Here is a 20388-nt window from a genome sequence, read left to right as displayed (position 1 = left end):
CCTAGAAATAGTAGGCTGGGAAGCTAATTCTTTTTTGCCTAAGATATTTGTAAATACAGGATCACTTCTTAAACTATCTGAATCATCATCGTGGCGATAGCCAGCAATAGTAGTGTAAATAAGTTGTTCAGCGATAGAAGCAAAACTATGTTTTTTATATGAATGACTTTTAAAAATATCTTCAAGTAGCGGCTTAACTCCAAGTTTTTCAACAAATGACCTGATTGTTAAAAGACCAGAATCGGAAGAAAGATTACCACCTTGAAAATTATATGAAATACTTTTGTTGAAGTTAAATGAATATTGCTGTAAACTAGACATAGAAAAGGCTCCTCTCATGTTTGGTTTTGGTTTGGGCACTTAAACTTTAACACGAAATTGAGTCCTTTTCTATTTTTTTGTATTTTCACCTAATAGGTGTAAAAGGCTACGCCTTTGTAAAGCTTACGCTTAAATGCTTTTAAAGATTTTAAAAGAAGTGTATGAATAATTCAGGTTTATTATTATAATTATCCTGCAAGCAAAAAAAAGAGGAGTGAAAAAATGAATCTAATCAAAAGTTATAAGTCTTATGTATCAATTGCACTTGCATCTGTATTTTTATTATCTTCAAGTACTCCAAGTACTGCGGCACCTTTAAGTCAGATTAATGAAGGGTTTGCAAAAAATGTAATCATAATGATTCCTGATGGTATGAGTCATCCAGGAGTTACCCTTACGAGATGGGTTTACAATGATGGACATCCTTTACATATGGATGAATTAGCTACAGGATTAATAATGACACATAATTCTGACACTGCGATAGCTGACTCAGCTCCAGCTGGAACTGCTATGGCTACTGGATTTAAAACTCAGGATAAGCTTATAGGTGTAAAACCGTCAGTATCAACTCTTGTTGGAGCAAGAAATGTAGATGAAGAACAACACTTTTCTCCTGCTGCATCCATACTTGAAGCTGCAAAGTTTAATGGGAAATCTATAGGTATAATAGCAACATCTGAGATTCAACATGCAACGCCGGCTGATTTTAGTTCCCATGCAATCCACAGATCTTTGTATACTCAAATAGGAGAACAACAAGTTTATCAAAATATGGATGTAGTTTTTGGAGGAGGAAGGAATTTTCTTTTGCCAGATATAAATGGTTCAAAAGATCCTTCAAGTAAGACTAGGATAGATGGAGAAAATATGCAGGAGGCTATAAAGGAATTAGGTTATGATTTCATTACAAATAAAAATGAAATGATTAATTCATCATCTAAAAAAATATGGGGTGCATTTACTCCGATGGCTATGAGTAAAGATTTAGTAAGAAGTGATGACGAACCTTCTTTAGCTGAAATGACTAAAAAAGCTATAGAAGTTTTATCTGAAAATAAAGATGGTTTTTTTCTAATGATTGAAGGCTCTCAAATTGATTGGGCAGCACATGGAAATCAAACTATTGGATTAATATCTGAAATTAAAGCTTTTGATGATGCTGTTGGAGAGGCTTTAAAATTTGCAAAGTCGAATAAAGACACTTTATTAATTGTTGCATCTGATCATGGCAACGGAGGTATATCTATTGGAGATATAAGTACTACAAAGTCCTATCCAGAACACTCTATGGAGTATTTTACTTCTGTCTTAAAAAAGGCAAAGATTACAGAGGAGAAGGCATCCACATTGATAAATTCGGAAAGATCAAACGTTAAAGAAGTCATGAGTCAATTAGGGATAAATGATTTAACAGACGAAGAGGAGCTTGTTATAGTATCTGCAAAAGGTAAATATGAAGATGGAAAAGAGTTTGATAATACACTTAATGAAATTTCTAAATTAGTAAACAAAAAATCAAAAATTGGATGGACAACTGGTGGTCATACAGGGGAAGATGTTGTACTTTATGTTTATGCCTCTTCTTGGGATAATACTTTGACTGGAACTATACAAAATAGTGATATTGCTCTTTATGCGGCAAAAGCATTTGGAATAGACCTAGATGGCATTACTGAAAAACTATTCGTTAGTTCTTCTAGGCTTTCTTCCTTGGGATTTAATTGCAATATAGATGAATCTGATGAAACTAATGTTGTTTTGGTGGCTACAAAAAAAGGGAGAACTTTTAGATTCCCTGAAAATAAAAATTATATGATAGAAAATGGTATAGAAAAAGATTTTAATGGAATATCTGTATTTAATGGTAAAGATTTCTATATACCCCAAGAGGCTGTAGATTTAATGAACAAATAAATTGGAAATCTTTAAAAAACATTTTATATTTTAAAATTTCTTAAGTTAAGTTAAGTTAAGTTAAGTTAAGATAATATAACAAAAACCCTTGGGATTTAAAAATCCTATGGGTTTTTTAGTTGTCTTTATCTTTTTAGGGTGTTTGCAAGGAGTCCATCTTTAAGGTGAGGTTTTTCCATAAAATAAAACGATAATCCCCCAAGTCCTACGTGATTTCCTACTGCAACTCCCATCTGCATAAGGTATATATCGCCTTTGAAGCTAGTCTCGCTTTTTATAAGGTTAACTAGATTCTCAGCATAGAGCTTGTCAGATGTATATCCCACTATTACAAAATCAGTATACTCAAGGTCAACCCTTTTATTGAACTCTGTAATATAATGCTGTAGGATTCTTTTTCTTCCTCTTTCTTTTCCTACAATTGCTCCCTCGCCGTTTTTCATTGTCATTATTGGCTTAACTTTTAAAAGCTTTCCAATCAAAGCACTTCCATATCTTAGTCTTCCGCTTCTTACTAGGTTATCAAGATCATCTACTGATAAAAAATGCTTTACACTTCTTTTTTTAGATTCATTAAATTCAACAAGCTCTTCAAAAGAAGCTCCCTGCTCTCTCATTTTTGCACTTTTTATAAGAAGCCATCCGCTTCCATGGCTCATGGATGTACTATCTACAACATGAATCCTCCAGTCGGTTTCCTTGTGAGCTTCTGCAAAGTAGCCTTTTGCAATTTCTGCAGACTGGTAAGAACCACTTGTCTTGCTGGACATACATATACAAAGAATATCCTTTTGTCCACTTTCGTATGCTTTTTCATAGAGTTCAAGAAATTCAGCTGGTGATGGCATAGCTGTTGTAGGAGGCTTTTTATATTCTGCTATTTTTGAAAAAAAAGTATCAGCATCTATATCAACCCTGTCTTTATATGTAACATCGTCTATAGTAATATTAAGAGGTGCCACTGCAATATCATACAATTTTATTATTTCATGGCTAAGATCGCAGGTAGAATCTGCTACTAATTTTATCATTTTAATCTCCTTAGTTATCATTTCGATTTTAGGTTATTCTATATATTTTATCATTTGAAAATATATATTACAATCTGAACTTAAATATAATAGTACGGTTTACGCAAAAAAAATAGGTCTTTAGTATAGTTAAACTGTTTGGGTAAATATTTTTTAGGTATAAAATCTAGGAGGGAAAATTATAAAAAGGGAGTGAAAGCTATGAAACAAGCTTTAGAAGGAATTAAGGTACTTGATCTTACGAGAGTTCTTGCTGGACCTTATGCTACAATGGTTATGGCTGATATGGGGGCTGAGGTAATAAAGATTGAGACACCTAAAATTGGTGATGACTCTAGACATTTTGGGCCTTACATAAATCATGAAAGTGCTTATTTTATGAGTCTTAATAGAAATAAAAAAAGTATGACATTAAATCTCAAAAAAGAAAAAGCTAAGGAGCTTTTTTTGGAAATGGTAAAACATGCAGATGTAATAGTTGAAAATTATAGACCTGGGACTATGGAGAAACTAGGACTAGGATATGAAGAGCTTAAAAAAATAAATCCAAGAATAATATATGCAGCGGCTTCTGGATTTGGTCATAGTGGACCATATAGTAAAAGAGCGGCTTATGATGCTGTAGTTCAGGCAATGGGTGGTATAATGAGTATAACTGGAGAGGTAGGGGGAGTTCCAACAAGAGTAGGACCTTCTATCGGAGACATCACTGCAGGGCTTTTCAGTGCAATTGGAATATTAGCGGCGCTAAACTATAGAAATGAAACTGGAATAGGACAAAAAGTAGATGTAGCTATGCTTGACTGTCAGGTTGCGATACTTGAAAATGCAATAGCTAGGTATGTAGTTACAGGTGAGGTTCCAAAGCCCGCAGGAAATCGTCATACTTCAATAACTCCATTTGAACCTTTTGAAACTTTAGATGGAGAGATAATGATAGCTGCTGGAAATGATGTACTTTTCCAAAAAATGTGTAATGTTATGAATCAGAATAGCTGGCTTGAAGATGAAAGATTTATGACAAACCCTTCAAGAACTAAGCATGCAGATGAACTAAAGGAACTAATTGAAGAAGTGACAAAGACAAAAAATACAGAGCAGTGGCAAAATATTTTGGATGAGGCGGGAGTTCCAAACGGGCCTATAAATACTATTGACAAGGTGCTAGAGGACCCACAAGTAAAAGCAAGAGAAATGATAGTAGAAGTTGACCATCCAGTTGCGGGACATCTTAAAATGGCTGGAGTTCCAATAAAAATGAGTGAAACTCAAGGTAAAGTAGTAAATCCTGCACCTCTTCTTGGAGAGCATACCCATGAGGTAATCAAAGAACTGCTTGGATATTCAGATGAAGAAATCAAGCTGCTTGAGGAGGAAGGAATTTTTTAACTAGGGAGTAGTTTGTAAATGAGTCTTGATAATATAAGAGAAAGTGTACAAAATATATCAGAAGCAATAGCAAGTGTAGTTGGGGTAGATGTCACAGTTGTAGATGATATACTTAAAAGAGTTGCTGGCACAGGTTCTTACAAAAAATGTATTGGAGAAAATATAAGCTTTAATTCGGCCTTTGGAGACGTTCTAAAGACTGGAAAAAGTCTTATCATAGAAGAACCTAGAAAGCATGAGGTGTGTCTTAGATGCGAAGTGAGGGGGAGCTGCATCGAATTTGCAGAAGTGTGCTGTCCTATTATTCTTGAAAAAGAGGTTGTAGGGGTAATTGGCCTCATAGCCTTTGATGAAGAAAAAAGAGATAAAATCTTGGAAAATAAAGATAACCTTATGAACTTTTTAGGGAGAATGGCTGACCTAGTAGCTTCCAAGTTACTTGAGTCAAAGAATACCAAAGAGATAGAGCTTCTTGCGAAAAAGCTAGAAATCGTAATCGACTGCGTAGACAAAGGGATAGTTCTTGTAGATAATGAAGGAAATATCCTTATGGAAAATAAAAATGCTATTGATATATTTGGTTTAAAGGGCTTAAAAGGAAAGAAAATTCAAAGTATCATTGGTAAAAGTCAATATGATAATATTATTAAAAATGGCTCCAAGTTAAGCAATATAGAGTTTTCCTACAAAGATAAGAAAAATCAAATAAGAGGTTTTTTTGATGCAAGTCCCATAGAAATAGATAATAAATCTATAGGAGTAGTATTTGTTTTCAGTAAAATATCAGATGTACTCTCCATAGTAAATAGAGTGTCAACTGGAACGATTACTACAAGCTTTGAAGAGATTATAGGGACTAGTAGCATATTAGATGAAACAAAGAAAAAAGCTAAAAAGGCAAGTATTTCATCATCTACAGTAATGATTCAAGGTGAAAGCGGTACAGGAAAAGAATTATTTGCAAGAGCAATCCATTTTTCAAGCAGCAGGTCAAAAGGGCCTTTTATAGCGTTAAACTGCTCTGCTATACCTGAACATCTTCTTGAAAGTGAACTCTTTGGATATGAAGAGGGGGCGTTTACAGGTGCGAAGAGAGGAGGAAAAGAAGGTAAATTTCTTCTTGCTAGCACAGGGACTCTTTTTTTAGATGAGATAGGAGATATGCCTCTTCATCTTCAGACTAAGCTTCTTAGAGTTCTTCAAGAAGGTATGATAGAAAAAATAGGAGGAAAATCTCCTATACCAATTGATATAAGAATCATTGCTGCAACAAATAAGGATTTGGAGCAAATGGTGGATGAAAAGGAGTTTAGAGACGATCTTTTTTATAGGATTAACGTGATTCCACTTCAGATACCTTCCCTTAGAGAAAGAAAAGAAGATATCATAATACTTGTAGATTATCTTATAAAAAAATGTAATAAAAAGCTTGGAAAAGACGTAAAGGGCGTATCAGATGAGGGAATGAAAGCATTACTTAACTATAGCTGGCCTGGAAATGTTAGGGAACTTGAAAATTCTATTGAGTATGCAGTCAATATGTCATCATCTTCTGTTATCACACTGCAAAGCCTTCCAAAAAGAATTCTTAAAAATGATTATAGCTCTTTGGATGATAAGGGCATAATTAATCTACAGGAGCTTGAAAAAAGAGAGATTATAAAGACTATCAAATACTGCAAGGAAAACAACATATCTCTTAAAGAAGGGGCGACTTTCTTAGGAATTGGAAAAGCTACTCTATATAGAAAAATAAAAGAATATAACATAGAAATAAGATCTGAAAATCTTTAGTCTCAAAATGATACTAAAATAAGATTAATAAATGTAAAATTATGAAAAAGTTTGGAAAAAATAAAGGGTTTAGTCTCAAAATGATACTTATGGGAAGTTTTTTATCATTTTGAGACTTTATTTTTTGAAATCAACTATAATCTCACTTCTTACATATTATTAAAGAAACAAAATATAAAATATTTATTTAAAGAAAGACTAGAGTTTTTAATATCTAAGGCCTTAAGCAATCATAGTAAACTAAAAATTAAATAAATCTAAAGTATTTTGGCATAGAGATTGCTCTTTACATAATATATAAATTTACAGTCAATTGAAATTTAAATTAAAGACTTTATGAATTTTAAATTAATGATTGAAAATAATATATAAGGAGCGATTTTATGAAGCTGGAAGAAATGATTTTAACAACTTTAAAAAATGAAGTAGTTCCAGTAACGGGCTGTACAGAACCGGTTGCTGTTACTCTATGCTGTGCTAAGGCTAGAGAAATACTTGGAGAAGATGTAAAAAGTGCAGAGGTATTTGTAAGCCCCAATATATATAAAAACGGCCTTGCGGTTGGAGTGCCCCATACTGGAGAAAGTGGTCTTGATATTGCTTCTGCAATGGGACTTATATCTGGTGATAGCTCAAAAGGGCTTGGAATACTTGATTTTATGGAAAAGGATGTATTGAAAAAAGCCAAAGTTTTTTTAAGTGAAGGAAGGCTAGGGCTTAATATAGAAGACACAAAAGAGAAAATTTACATAAGGGTAAACTTAAAAGGAGAAAAAAGTACTTCAACTGTAATTATAAAAGGCAAGCATGATAATATAGCCTACGTAGAAAAAGATAAAATAATTTTAAAAGATTCTAAAGATGATAATTCTAGTGGGAACAATTCATGCAGTAAAGAGATTTATACTTATAATATTAAAGATATTGTTGAATCAATAGAAAAAATTCCCCATTCTGAGCTTGCTTTTATGCTTGATGGGCTTTTGATGAATGAAAAAATAGCTAATTACGGACTAAAAAATCCTCTTGGTATGGAAGTGGGATTCACTCTTCAAAGCTATGTAAAAAATGGAATACTTGCCAGTGATTTGATGAACGATGCTAAAATACTAACAGCTGCTGCCTCTGATGCAAGAATGTCAGGAGCGAATCTTCCTGTAATGAGTAGTAATGGAAGCGGAAACAATGGTCTTACGGCAATACTGCCTATAGTAGCCTATAAAAATAAATTTAAGACTGATGATGAAAGATTAGCTAAAGCCCTTGCTATGAGTCATATTATAAACAGTTATGTGAAGCATTATATAGGGAGGCTTTCGGCTCTTTGCGGTTGTGGAGTTGCAGCAGGTACAGGAGCAGGCGTAGCTATTACATGGCTTATGGGAGGGAAAGCTAAAGAAATAGAAGGGACCATAAAAAATATCATAGCGGATATTAGTGGTATGATTTGTGATGGAGCAAAAATAGGATGCGCTCTAAAGCTCTCTACATCTGCTTCAGTTGCTATTCAGGGAGCACTCCTTTCTTTGGCTGGAAAAGTAGCCCCTGATGATAATGGAATAGTTTCGGATACAGCTGAAGAATCTATAAAAAATTTAAGAGATGTAGCTGTAATTGGTATGGAAAAAGCAGACTCTGTAATAATCAAAGCTATGCAGCGGAAAGCCCCTAAGATGGCTAATTTTTAAAGAAGAGATAATAATTGAAAAAAATAAATAAATTTTAAAAAATGTTGACAAAGGTAATTGAATTGCATACAATACAATTATACAAAATATAAATTGGAGGTATGCGAAATGAACTTTTATGATTTTACTGCTAAAGATATAGATGGAAATATGGTTTCGATGGAAGATTTTAAAGGGAAGACAGTTCTTATAGTAAATACGGCAAGTAAATGTGGATTTACACCTCAATATGAAGATTTACAAAAGCTTTATGATAGACATAGTGAAAAAGGTTTTGAGATACTTGGATTTCCTTGTAATCAGTTTATGGAGCAAGAGCCTGGTACTGGAAGTGATATAAAGTCGTTTTGTTCTCTAAACTTTGGAGTTACATTTCCTATATTTGAAAAAATAGATGTTAATGGTAAATTTGCTCATCCACTATACAAGTTTTTGACTGAAGAAAAGCCTTTTGAGGGATTTGACATGACAAATTCTACAAATAAGATACTGGATTCTATGCTCAAGGAAAAATTCCCAGAGTTTACTATGGGAAATGGAATAAGATGGAACTTTACAAAATTCCTAATAGACAAGGATGGAAATGTAGCTGAGAGATTTGAGTCCTCTGTAGATCCGATGGATATTGAACCTTATATAACAAAAATGCTATAATTCTCCTGAAGGGAGAGATTGATATGAATCAGGATGAAAGCTTAAAGCTTAGCAATCAGCTTTGTTTTTCTATATATGCCTGCTCAAAGGAAATCATAAAGCTATATAAGCCTTATCTTGATGAGCTTGGTCTTACCTACACTCAGTATATTACTATGCTTGTGCTTTGGGAGGAAAATAATATTTCTGTGAAGAATCTTGGAGAGAGATTATTTCTCGATTCTGGAACCCTTACACCCCTCCTTAAAAAGCTTGAAAAAATGGGAATAGTATCAAGAAATAGGTCAGAATCAGATGAAAGGGTTATGATAGTATCCCTTACAGATGATGGGAAAAAACTCAAAGAAAAGGCAAAAGAGGTTCCCTATAAAGTGTTTTGTGCATCCAAACTTTCCATAGAAGAAGGCACAAAGCTCAAATCAGATATAAACCATCTTTTAGATAAACTGACAAAAGAATAAAAAAAATCATCAACTGAGATGAACTATAAAATTTTGCTTAATATAAAAGTAAAATGCTCCTGCTTTTAATGGCGTAAGGCCTTTATAAGGCAGGAGCATTTTTTAATTTTAAAAACTAGCTGGCTTATTTTGAGGCTTTAACAAATTCTCTAAATAGAGGATGAGCCTTTGTAGGTCTTGATTTGAACTCTGGGTGAAACTGAGCAGCTACAAACCATTTATGGCTTGGAATCTCAACTATCTCGACAAGACGTTCATCAGGGGAAAGTCCAGAAAGGACCATTCCAGCATTTTCTATTTCTTTTCTAAACTGATTATTAAACTCGTATCTATGTCTATGTCTTTCATACACAAGTTCATCATTATAAGCAGAAAATGCCTTTGTATCTTCTTTTATTTTGCAAGGATAGGTGCCAAGTCTCATAGTTCCACCCATATTTTCGATATCTGCCTGCTCTGGCATCAGGTCAATCACTGGATATGGAGTTTCTGAATTTAGCTCTGTAGAGTGAGAGTCTTTAAGTCCAAGGACATTTCTGGCGAATTCGATTACTGCTATCTGCATTCCTAGGCATATTCCAAGATAAGGTATATTGTTTTCCCTTGCGTACTTTGCGGCAAAGACCTTTCCCTCTATACCTCTATCACCAAATCCTCCGGGAACTAAAATTCCATCCATTTTTTCAAGTATTTTTTCAGGAGTTTGAGTATTTTCCAGCTCTTCTGATGATATCCAATGAATATCAACTTTTACAGAGTTTTCAATACCTGCATGCTTTAGTGATTCTGCAACTGATATATAGGCATCTTTTAGCTCTACATATTTCCCAACAAGGGCAATATTTACGTTATTTTCAAGGGATTTTTCTTTCTCCACAATTTTTTTCCAGTCGAGCAGATTAGACTCATTTTTAGGAAGTTTTAATTTTTCGATTACCAAAGAGTCGAGACCTTCATTTTGAAGCATTAGTGGTATTTCATAGAGTGTCTGTGCATCTAGGTTTTCTACAACGTGGTCTGATTTGAGGTTGCAAAATAATGCGATTTTATCTTTCATATCCTTTGTAAGAGGGTGCTCTGATCTGCATACTATGATATCAGGCTGAATACCAATGCTTCTTAGCTCTTTTACGCTATGCTGAGTAGGCTTTGTTTTTAATTCTCCTGACTTTCCAAGATATGGCACAAGAGTAACGTGAATATACATGACGTTTTCTTCACCAACGTCATATTTCATCTGTCTTATTGCTTCGAGAAAAGGAAGGGATTCTATGTCTCCTACAGTACCACCTATTTCAGTAATTACCACATCTACCTGACCTTCCTTGGTAACTCTTTTGGCTCTATCTTTTATCTCGTTTGTAATATGAGGAATTACCTGTACTGTGCCGCCTAGATAATCTCCTTTACGCTCTTTTGATATTACGCTGTGATATATTTTTCCTGTTGTGACATTAGAATTTTTTGAAAGATTCATGTCTATGAAGCGCTCGTAGTGTCCAAGGTCAAGGTCAGTTTCTGCTCCGTCTTCTGTTACGAAAACCTCTCCATGCTGATATGGACTCATTGTTCCTGGGTCAATATTTATGTAAGGGTCAAATTTTTGAATAGTGACAGATATTCCTCTTGATTTTAATAGTCTTCCAAGGGACGCAGCCGTGATTCCTTTTCCTAATGATGAGACAACTCCCCCTGTTACAAATACATATTTTGTAGTCATAGTCCACTCTGCTACTCAAAATATGGACAAATATACCCATATCGAGATTATTCCTTCTTCAACGTGTCTGCTTTCGGATAAATCTATCCTACTAACATTTGGTATAACACTCCAAAGGCGTAAATTCCCGTCTAGCCAACGGTACACATATACAATAGCTTGTTTATGCTACTTTGTATATTTTGGCATTTGCAAGATTAATGCTAGCATTTTTATCCCTATCAATAACCATTCCACATTCTGAACATATATAGGTTCTATCAGACAATTTTAAATCTTTTTTGATAAAGCCACATTCAGAACATACTTTACTCGAAGGATAAAATCTATCAACAATTCTCAATTCAATTCCATATATTTTACATTTGAACTTAAGTTTAATTTGGAATTGATGAAAACATTGTTGAGATACTGCTTTTGCTAAATGACGATTCTTCATCATTCCTCTAATATTCAAATCTTCAATTGTAATATAAGATGGTTTGGCTTTTACTATCTTATTTACAGTTTGATTAATATGATTTTCTCGAATATTAGATAAACGTTTATGAATACTTTGTACTTTGGCTATTTGTTTTTGGATATTTTGCCTAGTAGCTCTCCCTTCTTTATTTTTGTTTTGTTTTTTTAAACTCTCGTATTTTCTCGAAAGTTTTCTTTGTTCACGTTTTAATTGCTTTTCAAGCCTTCTAACTTCTTTTGTTTTATTTATGTTTTTGAATGGTGATTCTAAATTGCTAACAATTGCTAAATCTTTGATTCCTAAGTCAATTCCTATACCTTCATTAAATTCATCAAAAGTATAATCTTTTTCATCTTCAATAAGAACAGAAACATAATATTTTCCTGACTTAAATGAAAATGTACCACTTTTAACTATTCCATTAGTTAGAATATAACCTTTTTCTTTTAGTTTTACCCATCCAATAGTAGGTATTTTAACCTTATGTCTTTCTACTGTCCAATCTCCCTTATTGTTTTTTGGGAAATATGCTTTTACATCTTGATTTTTCTTTTTCTTAAATCTAGGAAATTTACTTTGTCGTTTAAAAAATCCCTTAAAGGCTTTTTCAGCATTCATAATTGCTTGTTTAACTGCTTTGCTTCCCACTTCTTTAATCCATTCATATTCTGGATTATTAGGGATAAATTCATTATTAAGCCATTTTGAAAAATCCATACCTGAAACAAATCTTTTTTCTTTTTCATAAATTTCTTTGTTGTGTAAAAGATAAAAGTTATAAATAAATCTGCATACGCCCAGAGTTTTATGAATTATTATTTTTTGTTCTTCGGTGGGATTGATTTCTGTTTTATATCCTCTGAGCATATCTCATCATCCTCCTCTATTTTTTTCTTGTATTTTCTTAGCCCATATATCTTACAGGAAAAAACATGAATAATTGAAATTAAATCTTGAATCATTTCTTCTTGTGGAGATAAAGATTCATTATTTACTACTATTAATTCAACTCCATTGGCTTTTAAGAATCTTTCAAACCATTCAAAACCAAAACGAATAAACCTATCTTTATGAGATACTATAATAGTTTTTACATAGCCCAACATACAATCTTCAAGTAGTTTATTCCATTTTTTACGATTATAATTAAGACCTGACCCAATCTCTTCAAAGATTTCATCAACAATAATTCCTTTTGCATTTGCAAATTGTTTGAGAAAATCTAATTGATTTTTTAAATCGTCTTTTTGATTCGAAGTAGACACTCTGGTATATATTATTGTTTTTCTTTTATCTTCATCTTGAACAATTTTACCCATATATTCAACATACTGATAATGTGTATAATATCTCCTATCCGATGGATTTCTATAAGCTTTTAGCTTTCCATCTTTATCCCACCTTTGAAGTGTTTTAACTGAAACTCCTAACATTTCTGCAAACTCATTTGGTTTATAAGTATTCATATGTAATCATCTCCTTTGACTACATATCATCACATATGACCATGTTTGTCAATGTATTTGTTTACTGTTTTCCACTCCTTAAAGTATAATAAAAAACGATTTTCCATTTATCTTAAAATGTGTTACTTACAATAAAAAAAGAGTCAAGTGACCCTTTAAGGGCGACTAGACTCTTCTGAGGAGCCGCCCTTGATAGGCATTGGCTCTTTGGTTTTCAATATGCATTTGTGATCACAAAAATTAATAACTTTGATATATTACCATTTTTAAAATCTATGTTCAATAGTTTTTTAAAATTTTTACTTTTTATTTTGTTTAAAGTTTAGAATATACTATGTCCTATTAGTGGATAAAACCCTTTAAAAATGCTACAATTAGAGTATTATGTGCGAATGATTGGAGGGTTTATTTATGAAGGGTATAATTTTAGCAGGGGGGTCTGGGACAAGACTTTATCCTATAACAAAATCTATATCTAAGCAGATGCTTCCTGTTTATGACAAGCCTATGATTTACTATCCCCTTTCTGTTCTTATGTTATCTGGAATTAGGGAGGTTCTTATAATCTCTACTTCTAGAGATTTACCTCATTTTAAAGAGCTTCTTCAAGACGGATCACAGCTTGGGATGAAATTTTCCTATGAGGTGCAGCTTGAGCCAAAGGGGCTTGCTGAAGCATTTATAATAGGAGAAAAGTTTATAGGAGATGACTCTGTATGTCTTGTACTTGGAGACAATATTTTTTATGGAGCTAATCTTATTAGCGTACTTAAAAAAACCGCTAAGCTTGAAAAAGGCTCTGTAATATTTGGATGCTACGTAAAGGATCCAAGAGACTATGGAGTTGTAGAGGTAGATGAAGATATGAAGGCCATATCCATAGAGGAGAAGCCTAAGGTACCAAAATCTAACTATGCTGTACCAGGACTTTATTTTTTTGATAATAGGGTTAAAGAGATTGCAAAGAATGTAAAGCCTTCTAATAGGGGAGAGCTAGAAATTACGTCTGTTATAGACTGTTATTTAAATGAGGGTTCTTTAAATGTAGAGGTTATGGGACGAGGGCTTGCATGGCTAGATACTGGGACCCATGAATCTCTCCTTGAAGCTTCAAATTTTGTGGAGGCTATTCAAAAAAGGCAGGGATTATATATAGCTTGCATAGAGGAGATTGCATACAAGATGGGGTATATATCGAAAGAAGAACTTCTACATCTTGCAAGACCTCTTGAAAAGACTGATTATGGAAAGTATTTGATAGATATATCTCAAAACGGGTAGAGATACAAAAAAGAAATCGGGAGGGAATAATTAATGAGAGTAAGAAAAGCTATAATTCCAGCTGCAGGGTTAGGAACTCGCTTTTTGCCTGCAACAAAGGCTCAGGCGAAGGAGATGCTCCCTATTGTGGACAAGCCTACTCTTCAATATATTATAGAAGAGGCTGTAGAATCAGGAATAGAGGAAATACTTATAATAACTGGAAGAAATAAAAAAAGTATAGAAGATCATTTTGATGTATCGGTGGAGCTTGAACTAGAACTTGAAAAAAAAGGAAAAGATGATTTACTTGAAGAGGTAAGAAAAATATCTGAAATGGCAAACATATACTATATAAGGCAGAAAGAGCCTAAGGGACTTGGACACGCAGTATCATGCGCAAAAAGCTTTATAGGAGACGAACCTTTTGCTGTCCTTCTTGGAGATGATATAGTATATGCGAAGAAGCCTTGCCTAAAACAAATGATAGATGCCTACGATGAATACAAGACAAGTATCCTTGGAGTCCAAGAGGTTCCAAATGAAGATGTTTCAAAATATGGAATAGTAAAGGGCAAGCATATAGAAGGAAAGGTATATAAAGTAAAAGATCTTGTGGAAAAGCCTTCTCCTGAAGAAGCTCCTTCAAATATTGCAATACTTGGAAGATATATAGTAAATCCCGCTATATTTGAAATTTTGGAAAATACAAAACCTGGAAAAGGCGGAGAAATCCAGCTTACAGATGCCCTTAAAGAGCTAGCATCTAGAGAGGCTATGTATGCATATAATTTTGATGGCAGAAGATATGATGTGGGAGACAAACAAGGATTTTTAGAAGCAAATATAGAATATGCACTAAGAAGAGAAGACCTTAAGGACGAGCTTTCAAATTATTTAAAAAAACTTGTAGAAAATGGGATAGATAAAGAGGAAGATTTAAATGAAATAAAGGATTTAAATAAAAAGCAAGGAAAATAAGAGTAAACTTTGAGGTTTGTAAATTTATTTTTTTCTATTGAGTTCTCACTTCGTTTTTAAAAATGAGGTGAGAACTTAACTATATTATCTAAAAAGAAGGAGGTATTTTTTATGAATATATTAGTTACAGGAGGGGCTGGATTTATTGGCTCTAACTTTATAAAGTATATGCTTCAACATAAAGATTGCAATATAGTAAATCTTGATTTACTTACATACGCAGGAAATATAAAGAACCTTGAAGGGCTTTCAGAAAACAAGAGATATACATATATTAAAGGAGATATATTAAATAGAGGGCTTCTTGATTATATCTTTAGAACTTTTGAGATTCAAATTGTAGTGAATTTTGCTGCAGAGTCCCATGTTGATAGGAGTATAGAGGATCCTGAGATATTTTTAAAGACAAATGTAATGGGAACACAAGCTCTTCTTGACACAGCAAAAGACTATTGGAAGCTTAATCTTGCGGATAAATACAGTAAAGAATTCGAAAAAGGGGTGAAATTCATCCAAGTATCAACAGATGAAGTGTATGGAAGTCTTGGACCATCTGGATACTTTACAGAAGAGACGTGCCTTGCTCCAAATAGTCCATATTCTGCCACTAAAGCATCTGCGGATATGATGGTTAGAGCTTATTATGAAACCTATGGTCTGCCGGTTTGTATTACAAGATGCTCCAATAACTACGGGCCTTATCAGTTTCCTGAAAAGCTAATTCCACTTATGATAAACAATGCTCTAAAAGGACTTTCGCTTCCTGTATATGGAGATGGCAAGCAGGTGAGGGACTGGCTTTATGTTGAGGATCATTGCTCGGCTATAAGTGCAGTAATAGAAAAAGGAAAATCCGGAGAAGTATATAATATAGGAGGAAACAACGAGAAAGAAAATATTGAGATAGTTAAACTTATTTTGGATAAATTGGGAAAAGAACATTCCCTTATTACCCATGTAAAAGATAGATTGGGTCATGATAGAAGATATGCTATTGACAATACAAAGATAAATAAGGAGCTAGGCTGGAGTCCATCCTATAAATTTGAAGAAGGAATGGAGAAAACTATAACTTGGTATCTTGAAAACGTAGAGTGGATGGAAGATATAGTATCAGGAGAATACATGAGATATTACAATAAGATGTACGATGGAAGATAAATAGAAAAAAATAATCCTACCTTTTCAAATTGATATACATATTGTATATTGATAAAAAGAACATATGTTCGCAAAATGTTCTAAACAGGGGTGGATTATGGAAAAAAGATATGACTACAGGGAAGTTCAGATTGAACTTGAAAAATATAAATTGAGCGATAATGAAGAGATTAAAAAAAATCATTTGGAAAACCTTCTCGTCTTTTTAAGGCCTCTTATTTGCAAAAAAATAAGACATTACTTTGGGTTTTACAATGAAGATTTTCTTCAAGATGGTTATTTGAAATCAATAGAACTTATAGAGAGATTTGATATGAATAGAGATATAAGATTTATTGGATATATGGAGAGAATGCTAGGGTGTTATTTCTTTGATATGAAGAAAAAGCATTCCTCCAAGCCAGAACTGATTTTATTTGATGAAGCTTTTGGTCAGCAGCCTTTATTTGAGGGCGGATATTTTGAGGTAGAACTAAAAGACCTTATAAAAAATCTCAAGGAAAAAGAAAAGACTATTGTAATTGGGAATATAATAGAAAAGAAGAAGCTGAAAGATATAGCTCTGGAAATAGATGTTTCTTATCCATATGCGAAAGAGCTAAAAAGAAAAGTTATAAAAAAATTACAAAATCATTTAAAAATAGATTAAAAAATATCAATGGTAAAGTTTTCTGTATTTGCTTGGGGAATTTTTTAAGAATTATAACTTAAAAAATTAGATTTATAGATGAATTTGTGGATTAGCGGAAAATATATAAATAAAAATATAATATAAGTTTAATAAAAGTTATACAAAAGCGTCCTTTTTATTATAAGGCGCTTTTTTTATTTAGAGAGATACTATTTGGACAAAGTGTTAACAATGGTTTGAGGTTTAAATTATACCATAAGGGTATAAATTTCAATACAAAATATTAAATACTTTGAATGAAAAAGGCAAACTATAGGAAACTATAGGACGCAAAGCCAGGAACCTAAGGCAGATGCTAAGGTCGACCGGCTACCATCCAAAAGCTGAGTGTTAATAGTTTTTAGGGTGGAGGTGTTTTAAATGACAACGAAGGTGAAGAAAAAAAGGGCTTTGACAGCATTTATAACTGGATTTATATTTCTTGTAAGTATGCTTAGCCCGTCAGTTGTAATGGCAGACGAGATTGAAGTTACTAATGACCCAGTAATAGAAGAGACATTAGTAGAAGAAATCCAAGAAGAACCTGAGATTGACATCGAAGAAGGGGAAGATAACGAAGAAGACTTAGACAACGATGAAGGTATAGAGACAGAAGAGGATTTAAATGACGAGGACTTAGGCAGTGAAGAAGAATTAGACAGTGAAGAAGAAATAGACACTGAAGAAGAAGTAGACACTGAAGAAGAAGTAGACAGTGAAGAAGAAGTAGTTAATGAAGAAGAAGTAGTTAATGAAGAAGTAGTTAATGAAGAAGTAGTTAATGAAGAAGTAGTTAATGAAGAAGTAGTTAATGAAGAAGAAGTAGTTAATGAAGAAGTAGTTAATGAAGAAGAAGTAGTTAATGAAGAAGAAGTAGTTAATGAAGAAGAAGTAGTTTTATTACCTGAAGAAATTCCTCTTGTAGTAATGGGAGGGCCAGGTAGCACAGAGGTATTTTATGTAGGAAGTGCAAATAAGACTCCTATAAATTCTCCAAATTTCAAATTAGATGGAGGATATAAAATAGACAATCCATCTAATGGAGATAGTGGAACCATAAATATTAACGGTCTATCCGTAGACTGGCAAGTGAGCTCAGATGGCAAATATCTTTCTTGGCAAGCTGGACAAAACACATATATTGAAAAAGTTTATGTAAAAGGTGGAAATAGTCCATTTGGATTCCTTTACAGCTATAACGAAAGATATGAATCTGATTATGGTCTTCACGGTGGAGGGAAGAAACAAATAGCAGATATAAGCCATTTTGCTTTTGTATTAAAGCCTTATAATCCACAGCCAGTTGAGCCTTACAAAGTAAAGGTTATAAAAGAGTGGTACAATAATGGAAATGGAGAAATACTAGATGAAGCGCTTTACTCTGATTGGGAAGTCGTAGCAGGTTGGGAAGACGAAAACAAAGAGTATAATACTAAAGTGATAAATAATTCCAACCCTACAATGGAAATAACAATCCCAAAAGGAAATACAATTAGCATCTGGGAAGATGAAAAATTTGGATATTATGGACTTGGGACTGGAACTTATTCAGAAAATGATTTAGCAGAATTTTGGGATGAAGACTTTAATGGATATATCATTCCTATTAGAAATTATGTATTTGTTGGAAGTATTGAAATTTATAAAACTTTAGAAGAAAAAGTTCCTCATGCAGGAGTTACTTTTGAAATTACTCCTTATGATCTTGATGAACTTCCGGAACAAGTTGAACCTAATTTCACTTTACAAAAAACAATGACTAACAAAATGCTAGTTACAACTGATAGCAATGGATTTGCTAAGTTAACTCATCTTTTGCCAGGGACATATAAAATAAAAGAATTAAATAGCAATTACTTTAATACTAATTACGGATATGAAGGGTATATAACTGTACAGCCTTGTGAAGCTACTGAAATTTTTGTTCAAAACACATTGAAAGAAAAATCAGAAACTACAGCATCATTAGAAGGAAATAGAATTTTCGGATACAAATTTAACCAAAATGAAGCTACACTTTCTGGTTGGACAATTAAGCTTTATATGGGAGAAACACTTATAGATGAACAAATTACTGATGAAAATGGTTATTTTGAATTTACAGATCTTGAAGCTGGAACTTACACTGTTATGGAAGTAATGCAAGATGGCTGGACTAATATAACACCAGTATCTGTAGAAGTTACTTTAACTGGCAGTGGATATGAAGAAGGGTATGTAAATCTTACAACTGATAGTGATTTAAATCTTCTAATGCCAGAAGAAAATATATTATTTGTGGCAGAAGGAAGAATTGGAGATCATAGTGGTAATGCAGAACATGAAATGAAAATTACAGGGAAAAACCAAGAAGTTTGGGAACAATCTCATAAAGATTGGGAAAATAATGGAATTCCTGAAACATTTTCACTTCAGTATATAAAAGCAGATAATGAGATTATATTTACAATAGGCTCTAATGTTTTAAGTTATACAATGACAGAAGGGCAAGAAGTAAATGATATATTTATAAGAACTAGAGCTACTAAGGTAGACAGTGGTATTATGATAAATGAACTTGTATTAAATGGACAATCTATAGACTCGACATCTGTAGCAGTAGGATCATCAGATGGTCATGGACTACTTTGGTTAAAAGGATACGACCTTAGCGATGGATTTACACTTACAGGAGAATCTATGATGTACTGGGATATAGACAATGCTCCATTAAGATCACAGCTTGCTTATCAAATCAAAGTTGGAAACGCATTATCAGGCGGAGACTACAAAGAAGTTAATTTTACAAATGAAGAAATACCAGTAGATCCAGACCCAGACCCAGATCCTGATCCAGATCCTGATCCAGATCCTGATCCAAATCCAGATCCAGACCCAGACCCAGATCCAGACCCGGAAGAACCTATAGATGAACCGGAAACTCCTGTTGGACCTCCGGTTACGCCACCTACAACTGATGACGACGATGATGACGATGATATAATTATAGAAGATGAAGAAACACCACTAGCACCAGCACCAGAGATTGAAACTATAGTTGCTACTGTAACTAATATAGAAGATACTGAAGTGATTATAGAAGAGGAAGAAACTCCTCTATCAGCTCCAGAAGTAGAAGAGATTATAGAAGAAGAACCTGTACCTCTTGCAGCTCCAACTCTTCCTAAAACTTCAGGTGTTGCACCAGAGCTTCTATACGGACTTGGAGCTTTTGTAACGGCATTAGGTATAAAAATTAGAAAGAAATAACAAAGTATAATATTTAATAAAATTATACTTTAAAACAAAAGCCGGAATATTCAAAATTCCGGCTTTTTCCTTTTTTGAAAAAAGTATGGATGAAGGTAAAAGAATTATTTTTAGATTATAGTTATTAGGTCTAGGGTATTAAACATATAGAAATATAAATAAA

The 20388-nt window shown here is 33.3% G+C and carries 16 protein-coding genes and 1 riboswitch; of the genes, 11 read left to right on the top strand and 5 right to left on the bottom strand.

Annotation, left to right across the window (positions count from 1 at the left end):
* Positions 1 to 321, bottom strand: a 321-nt coding sequence (locus tag J2Z35_RS10725; protein WP_209661408.1) for a transposase, incomplete at its 3' end; no start/stop codon positions are given.
* Between the two features lie 222 nt (positions 322 to 543).
* On the opposite strand from J2Z35_RS10725, the gene J2Z35_RS10720 reads away from it, so the two are divergent.
* On the top strand, positions 544 to 2238 hold the full coding sequence (locus tag J2Z35_RS10720) for an alkaline phosphatase (protein WP_209661407.1): 1695 nt from the start codon (positions 544 to 546) through the stop codon (positions 2236 to 2238).
* Between the two features lie 125 nt (positions 2239 to 2363).
* On the opposite strand, the gene J2Z35_RS10715 is transcribed toward J2Z35_RS10720, so the two are convergent.
* Positions 2364 to 3269, bottom strand: coding sequence for a DegV family protein (locus J2Z35_RS10715; protein WP_209661406.1), 906 nt, complete (start codon positions 3267 to 3269; stop codon positions 2364 to 2366).
* Positions 3270 to 3470: 201 nt separating this feature from the next.
* Here J2Z35_RS10715 and J2Z35_RS10710 point away from each other — a divergent pair, with 201 nt between their 5' ends.
* From J2Z35_RS10710 to J2Z35_RS10690, 5 genes are all read left to right on the top strand, one after another.
* Entirely contained in the window at positions 3471 to 4658 is a 1188-nt protein-coding gene (locus tag J2Z35_RS10710; RefSeq protein WP_209661405.1) for a CaiB/BaiF CoA transferase family protein, read from the top strand.
* Positions 4659 to 4676: 18 nt separating this feature from the next.
* The gene (locus tag J2Z35_RS10705) at positions 4677 to 6452 is read left to right on the top strand and encodes a sigma-54-dependent Fis family transcriptional regulator (RefSeq protein WP_209661404.1); all 1776 of its coding nucleotides are present in this window, start codon (positions 4677 to 4679) and stop codon (positions 6450 to 6452) included.
* A gap of 383 nt (positions 6453 to 6835) precedes the next feature.
* A complete protein-coding gene (locus tag J2Z35_RS10700; protein WP_209661403.1) occupies positions 6836 to 8140 on the top strand; it encodes an L-cysteine desulfidase family protein in 1305 nt (434 codons plus the stop codon).
* A 108-nt stretch (positions 8141 to 8248) separates the two neighbouring features.
* Positions 8249 to 8794 carry a glutathione peroxidase gene (locus tag J2Z35_RS10695; RefSeq protein WP_209661402.1) on the top strand — a complete coding sequence of 182 codons (546 nt, stop codon included), beginning with the start codon at positions 8249 to 8251 and terminating at the stop codon, positions 8792 to 8794.
* A 23-nt stretch (positions 8795 to 8817) separates the two neighbouring features.
* A complete protein-coding gene (locus J2Z35_RS10690; protein WP_209661401.1) occupies positions 8818 to 9255 on the top strand; it encodes a MarR family winged helix-turn-helix transcriptional regulator in 438 nt (145 codons plus the stop codon).
* A gap of 124 nt (positions 9256 to 9379) precedes the next feature.
* Here J2Z35_RS10690 and J2Z35_RS10685 read toward each other — a convergent pair whose 3' ends face one another.
* The 3 genes from J2Z35_RS10685 to J2Z35_RS10675 form a co-directional block, all read right to left on the bottom strand.
* Positions 9380 to 10975, bottom strand: coding sequence for a CTP synthase (locus tag J2Z35_RS10685; protein WP_209661400.1), 1596 nt, complete (start codon positions 10973 to 10975; stop codon positions 9380 to 9382).
* Between the two features lie 163 nt (positions 10976 to 11138).
* The gene (locus J2Z35_RS10680) at positions 11139 to 12305 is read right to left on the bottom strand and encodes an RNA-guided endonuclease InsQ/TnpB family protein (RefSeq protein ID WP_209661399.1); all 1167 of its coding nucleotides are present in this window, start codon (positions 12303 to 12305) and stop codon (positions 11139 to 11141) included.
* Positions 12254 to 12904, bottom strand: a complete 651-nt coding sequence (locus J2Z35_RS10675) for an IS607 family transposase (protein ID WP_209661398.1) — start codon at positions 12902 to 12904, stop codon at positions 12254 to 12256. The genes J2Z35_RS10680 and J2Z35_RS10675 overlap by 52 nt, the downstream gene beginning before the upstream one ends.
* A 411-nt stretch (positions 12905 to 13315) precedes the next feature.
* Between J2Z35_RS10675 and rfbA the strand changes: the two genes are divergently transcribed.
* The 5 genes from rfbA (at position 13316) to J2Z35_RS10650 (ending at position 20225) form a co-directional block, all read left to right on the top strand.
* Positions 13316 to 14185, top strand: coding sequence for a glucose-1-phosphate thymidylyltransferase RfbA (rfbA, locus tag J2Z35_RS10670; protein WP_209661397.1), 870 nt, complete (start codon positions 13316 to 13318; stop codon positions 14183 to 14185).
* 33 nt (positions 14186 to 14218) lie between these two features.
* A complete protein-coding gene (gene galU, locus J2Z35_RS10665) occupies positions 14219 to 15145 on the top strand; it encodes a UTP--glucose-1-phosphate uridylyltransferase GalU (protein ID WP_209661396.1) in 927 nt (308 codons plus the stop codon).
* Between the two features lie 111 nt (positions 15146 to 15256).
* Positions 15257 to 16306 (top strand): dTDP-glucose 4,6-dehydratase, encoded by a 1050-nt coding sequence (gene rfbB / locus J2Z35_RS10660; RefSeq protein ID WP_209661395.1) that lies wholly within the window; start codon positions 15257 to 15259, stop codon positions 16304 to 16306.
* A 97-nt stretch (positions 16307 to 16403) separates the two neighbouring features.
* The gene (locus J2Z35_RS10655) at positions 16404 to 16955 is read left to right on the top strand and encodes a sigma-70 family RNA polymerase sigma factor (protein ID WP_209661394.1); all 552 of its coding nucleotides are present in this window, start codon (positions 16404 to 16406) and stop codon (positions 16953 to 16955) included.
* A 276-nt stretch (positions 16956 to 17231) separates the two neighbouring features.
* A riboswitch (cyclic di-GMP riboswitch) is annotated at positions 17232 to 17314 on the top strand.
* 43 nt (positions 17315 to 17357) lie between these two features.
* Positions 17358 to 20225, top strand: a complete 2868-nt coding sequence (locus J2Z35_RS10650; RefSeq protein WP_209661393.1) for an MSCRAMM family protein — start codon at positions 17358 to 17360, stop codon at positions 20223 to 20225.
* Positions 20226 to 20388: the final 163 nt, after the last annotated feature.

This window comes from Acetoanaerobium pronyense (assembly GCF_017874355.1).
GTDB lineage: Bacteria > Bacillota > Clostridia > Peptostreptococcales > Filifactoraceae > Acetoanaerobium > Acetoanaerobium pronyense.
Note: the sequence above shows the minus strand (reverse complement) of the source record. Positions and strands in the feature narration are given on the sequence as shown.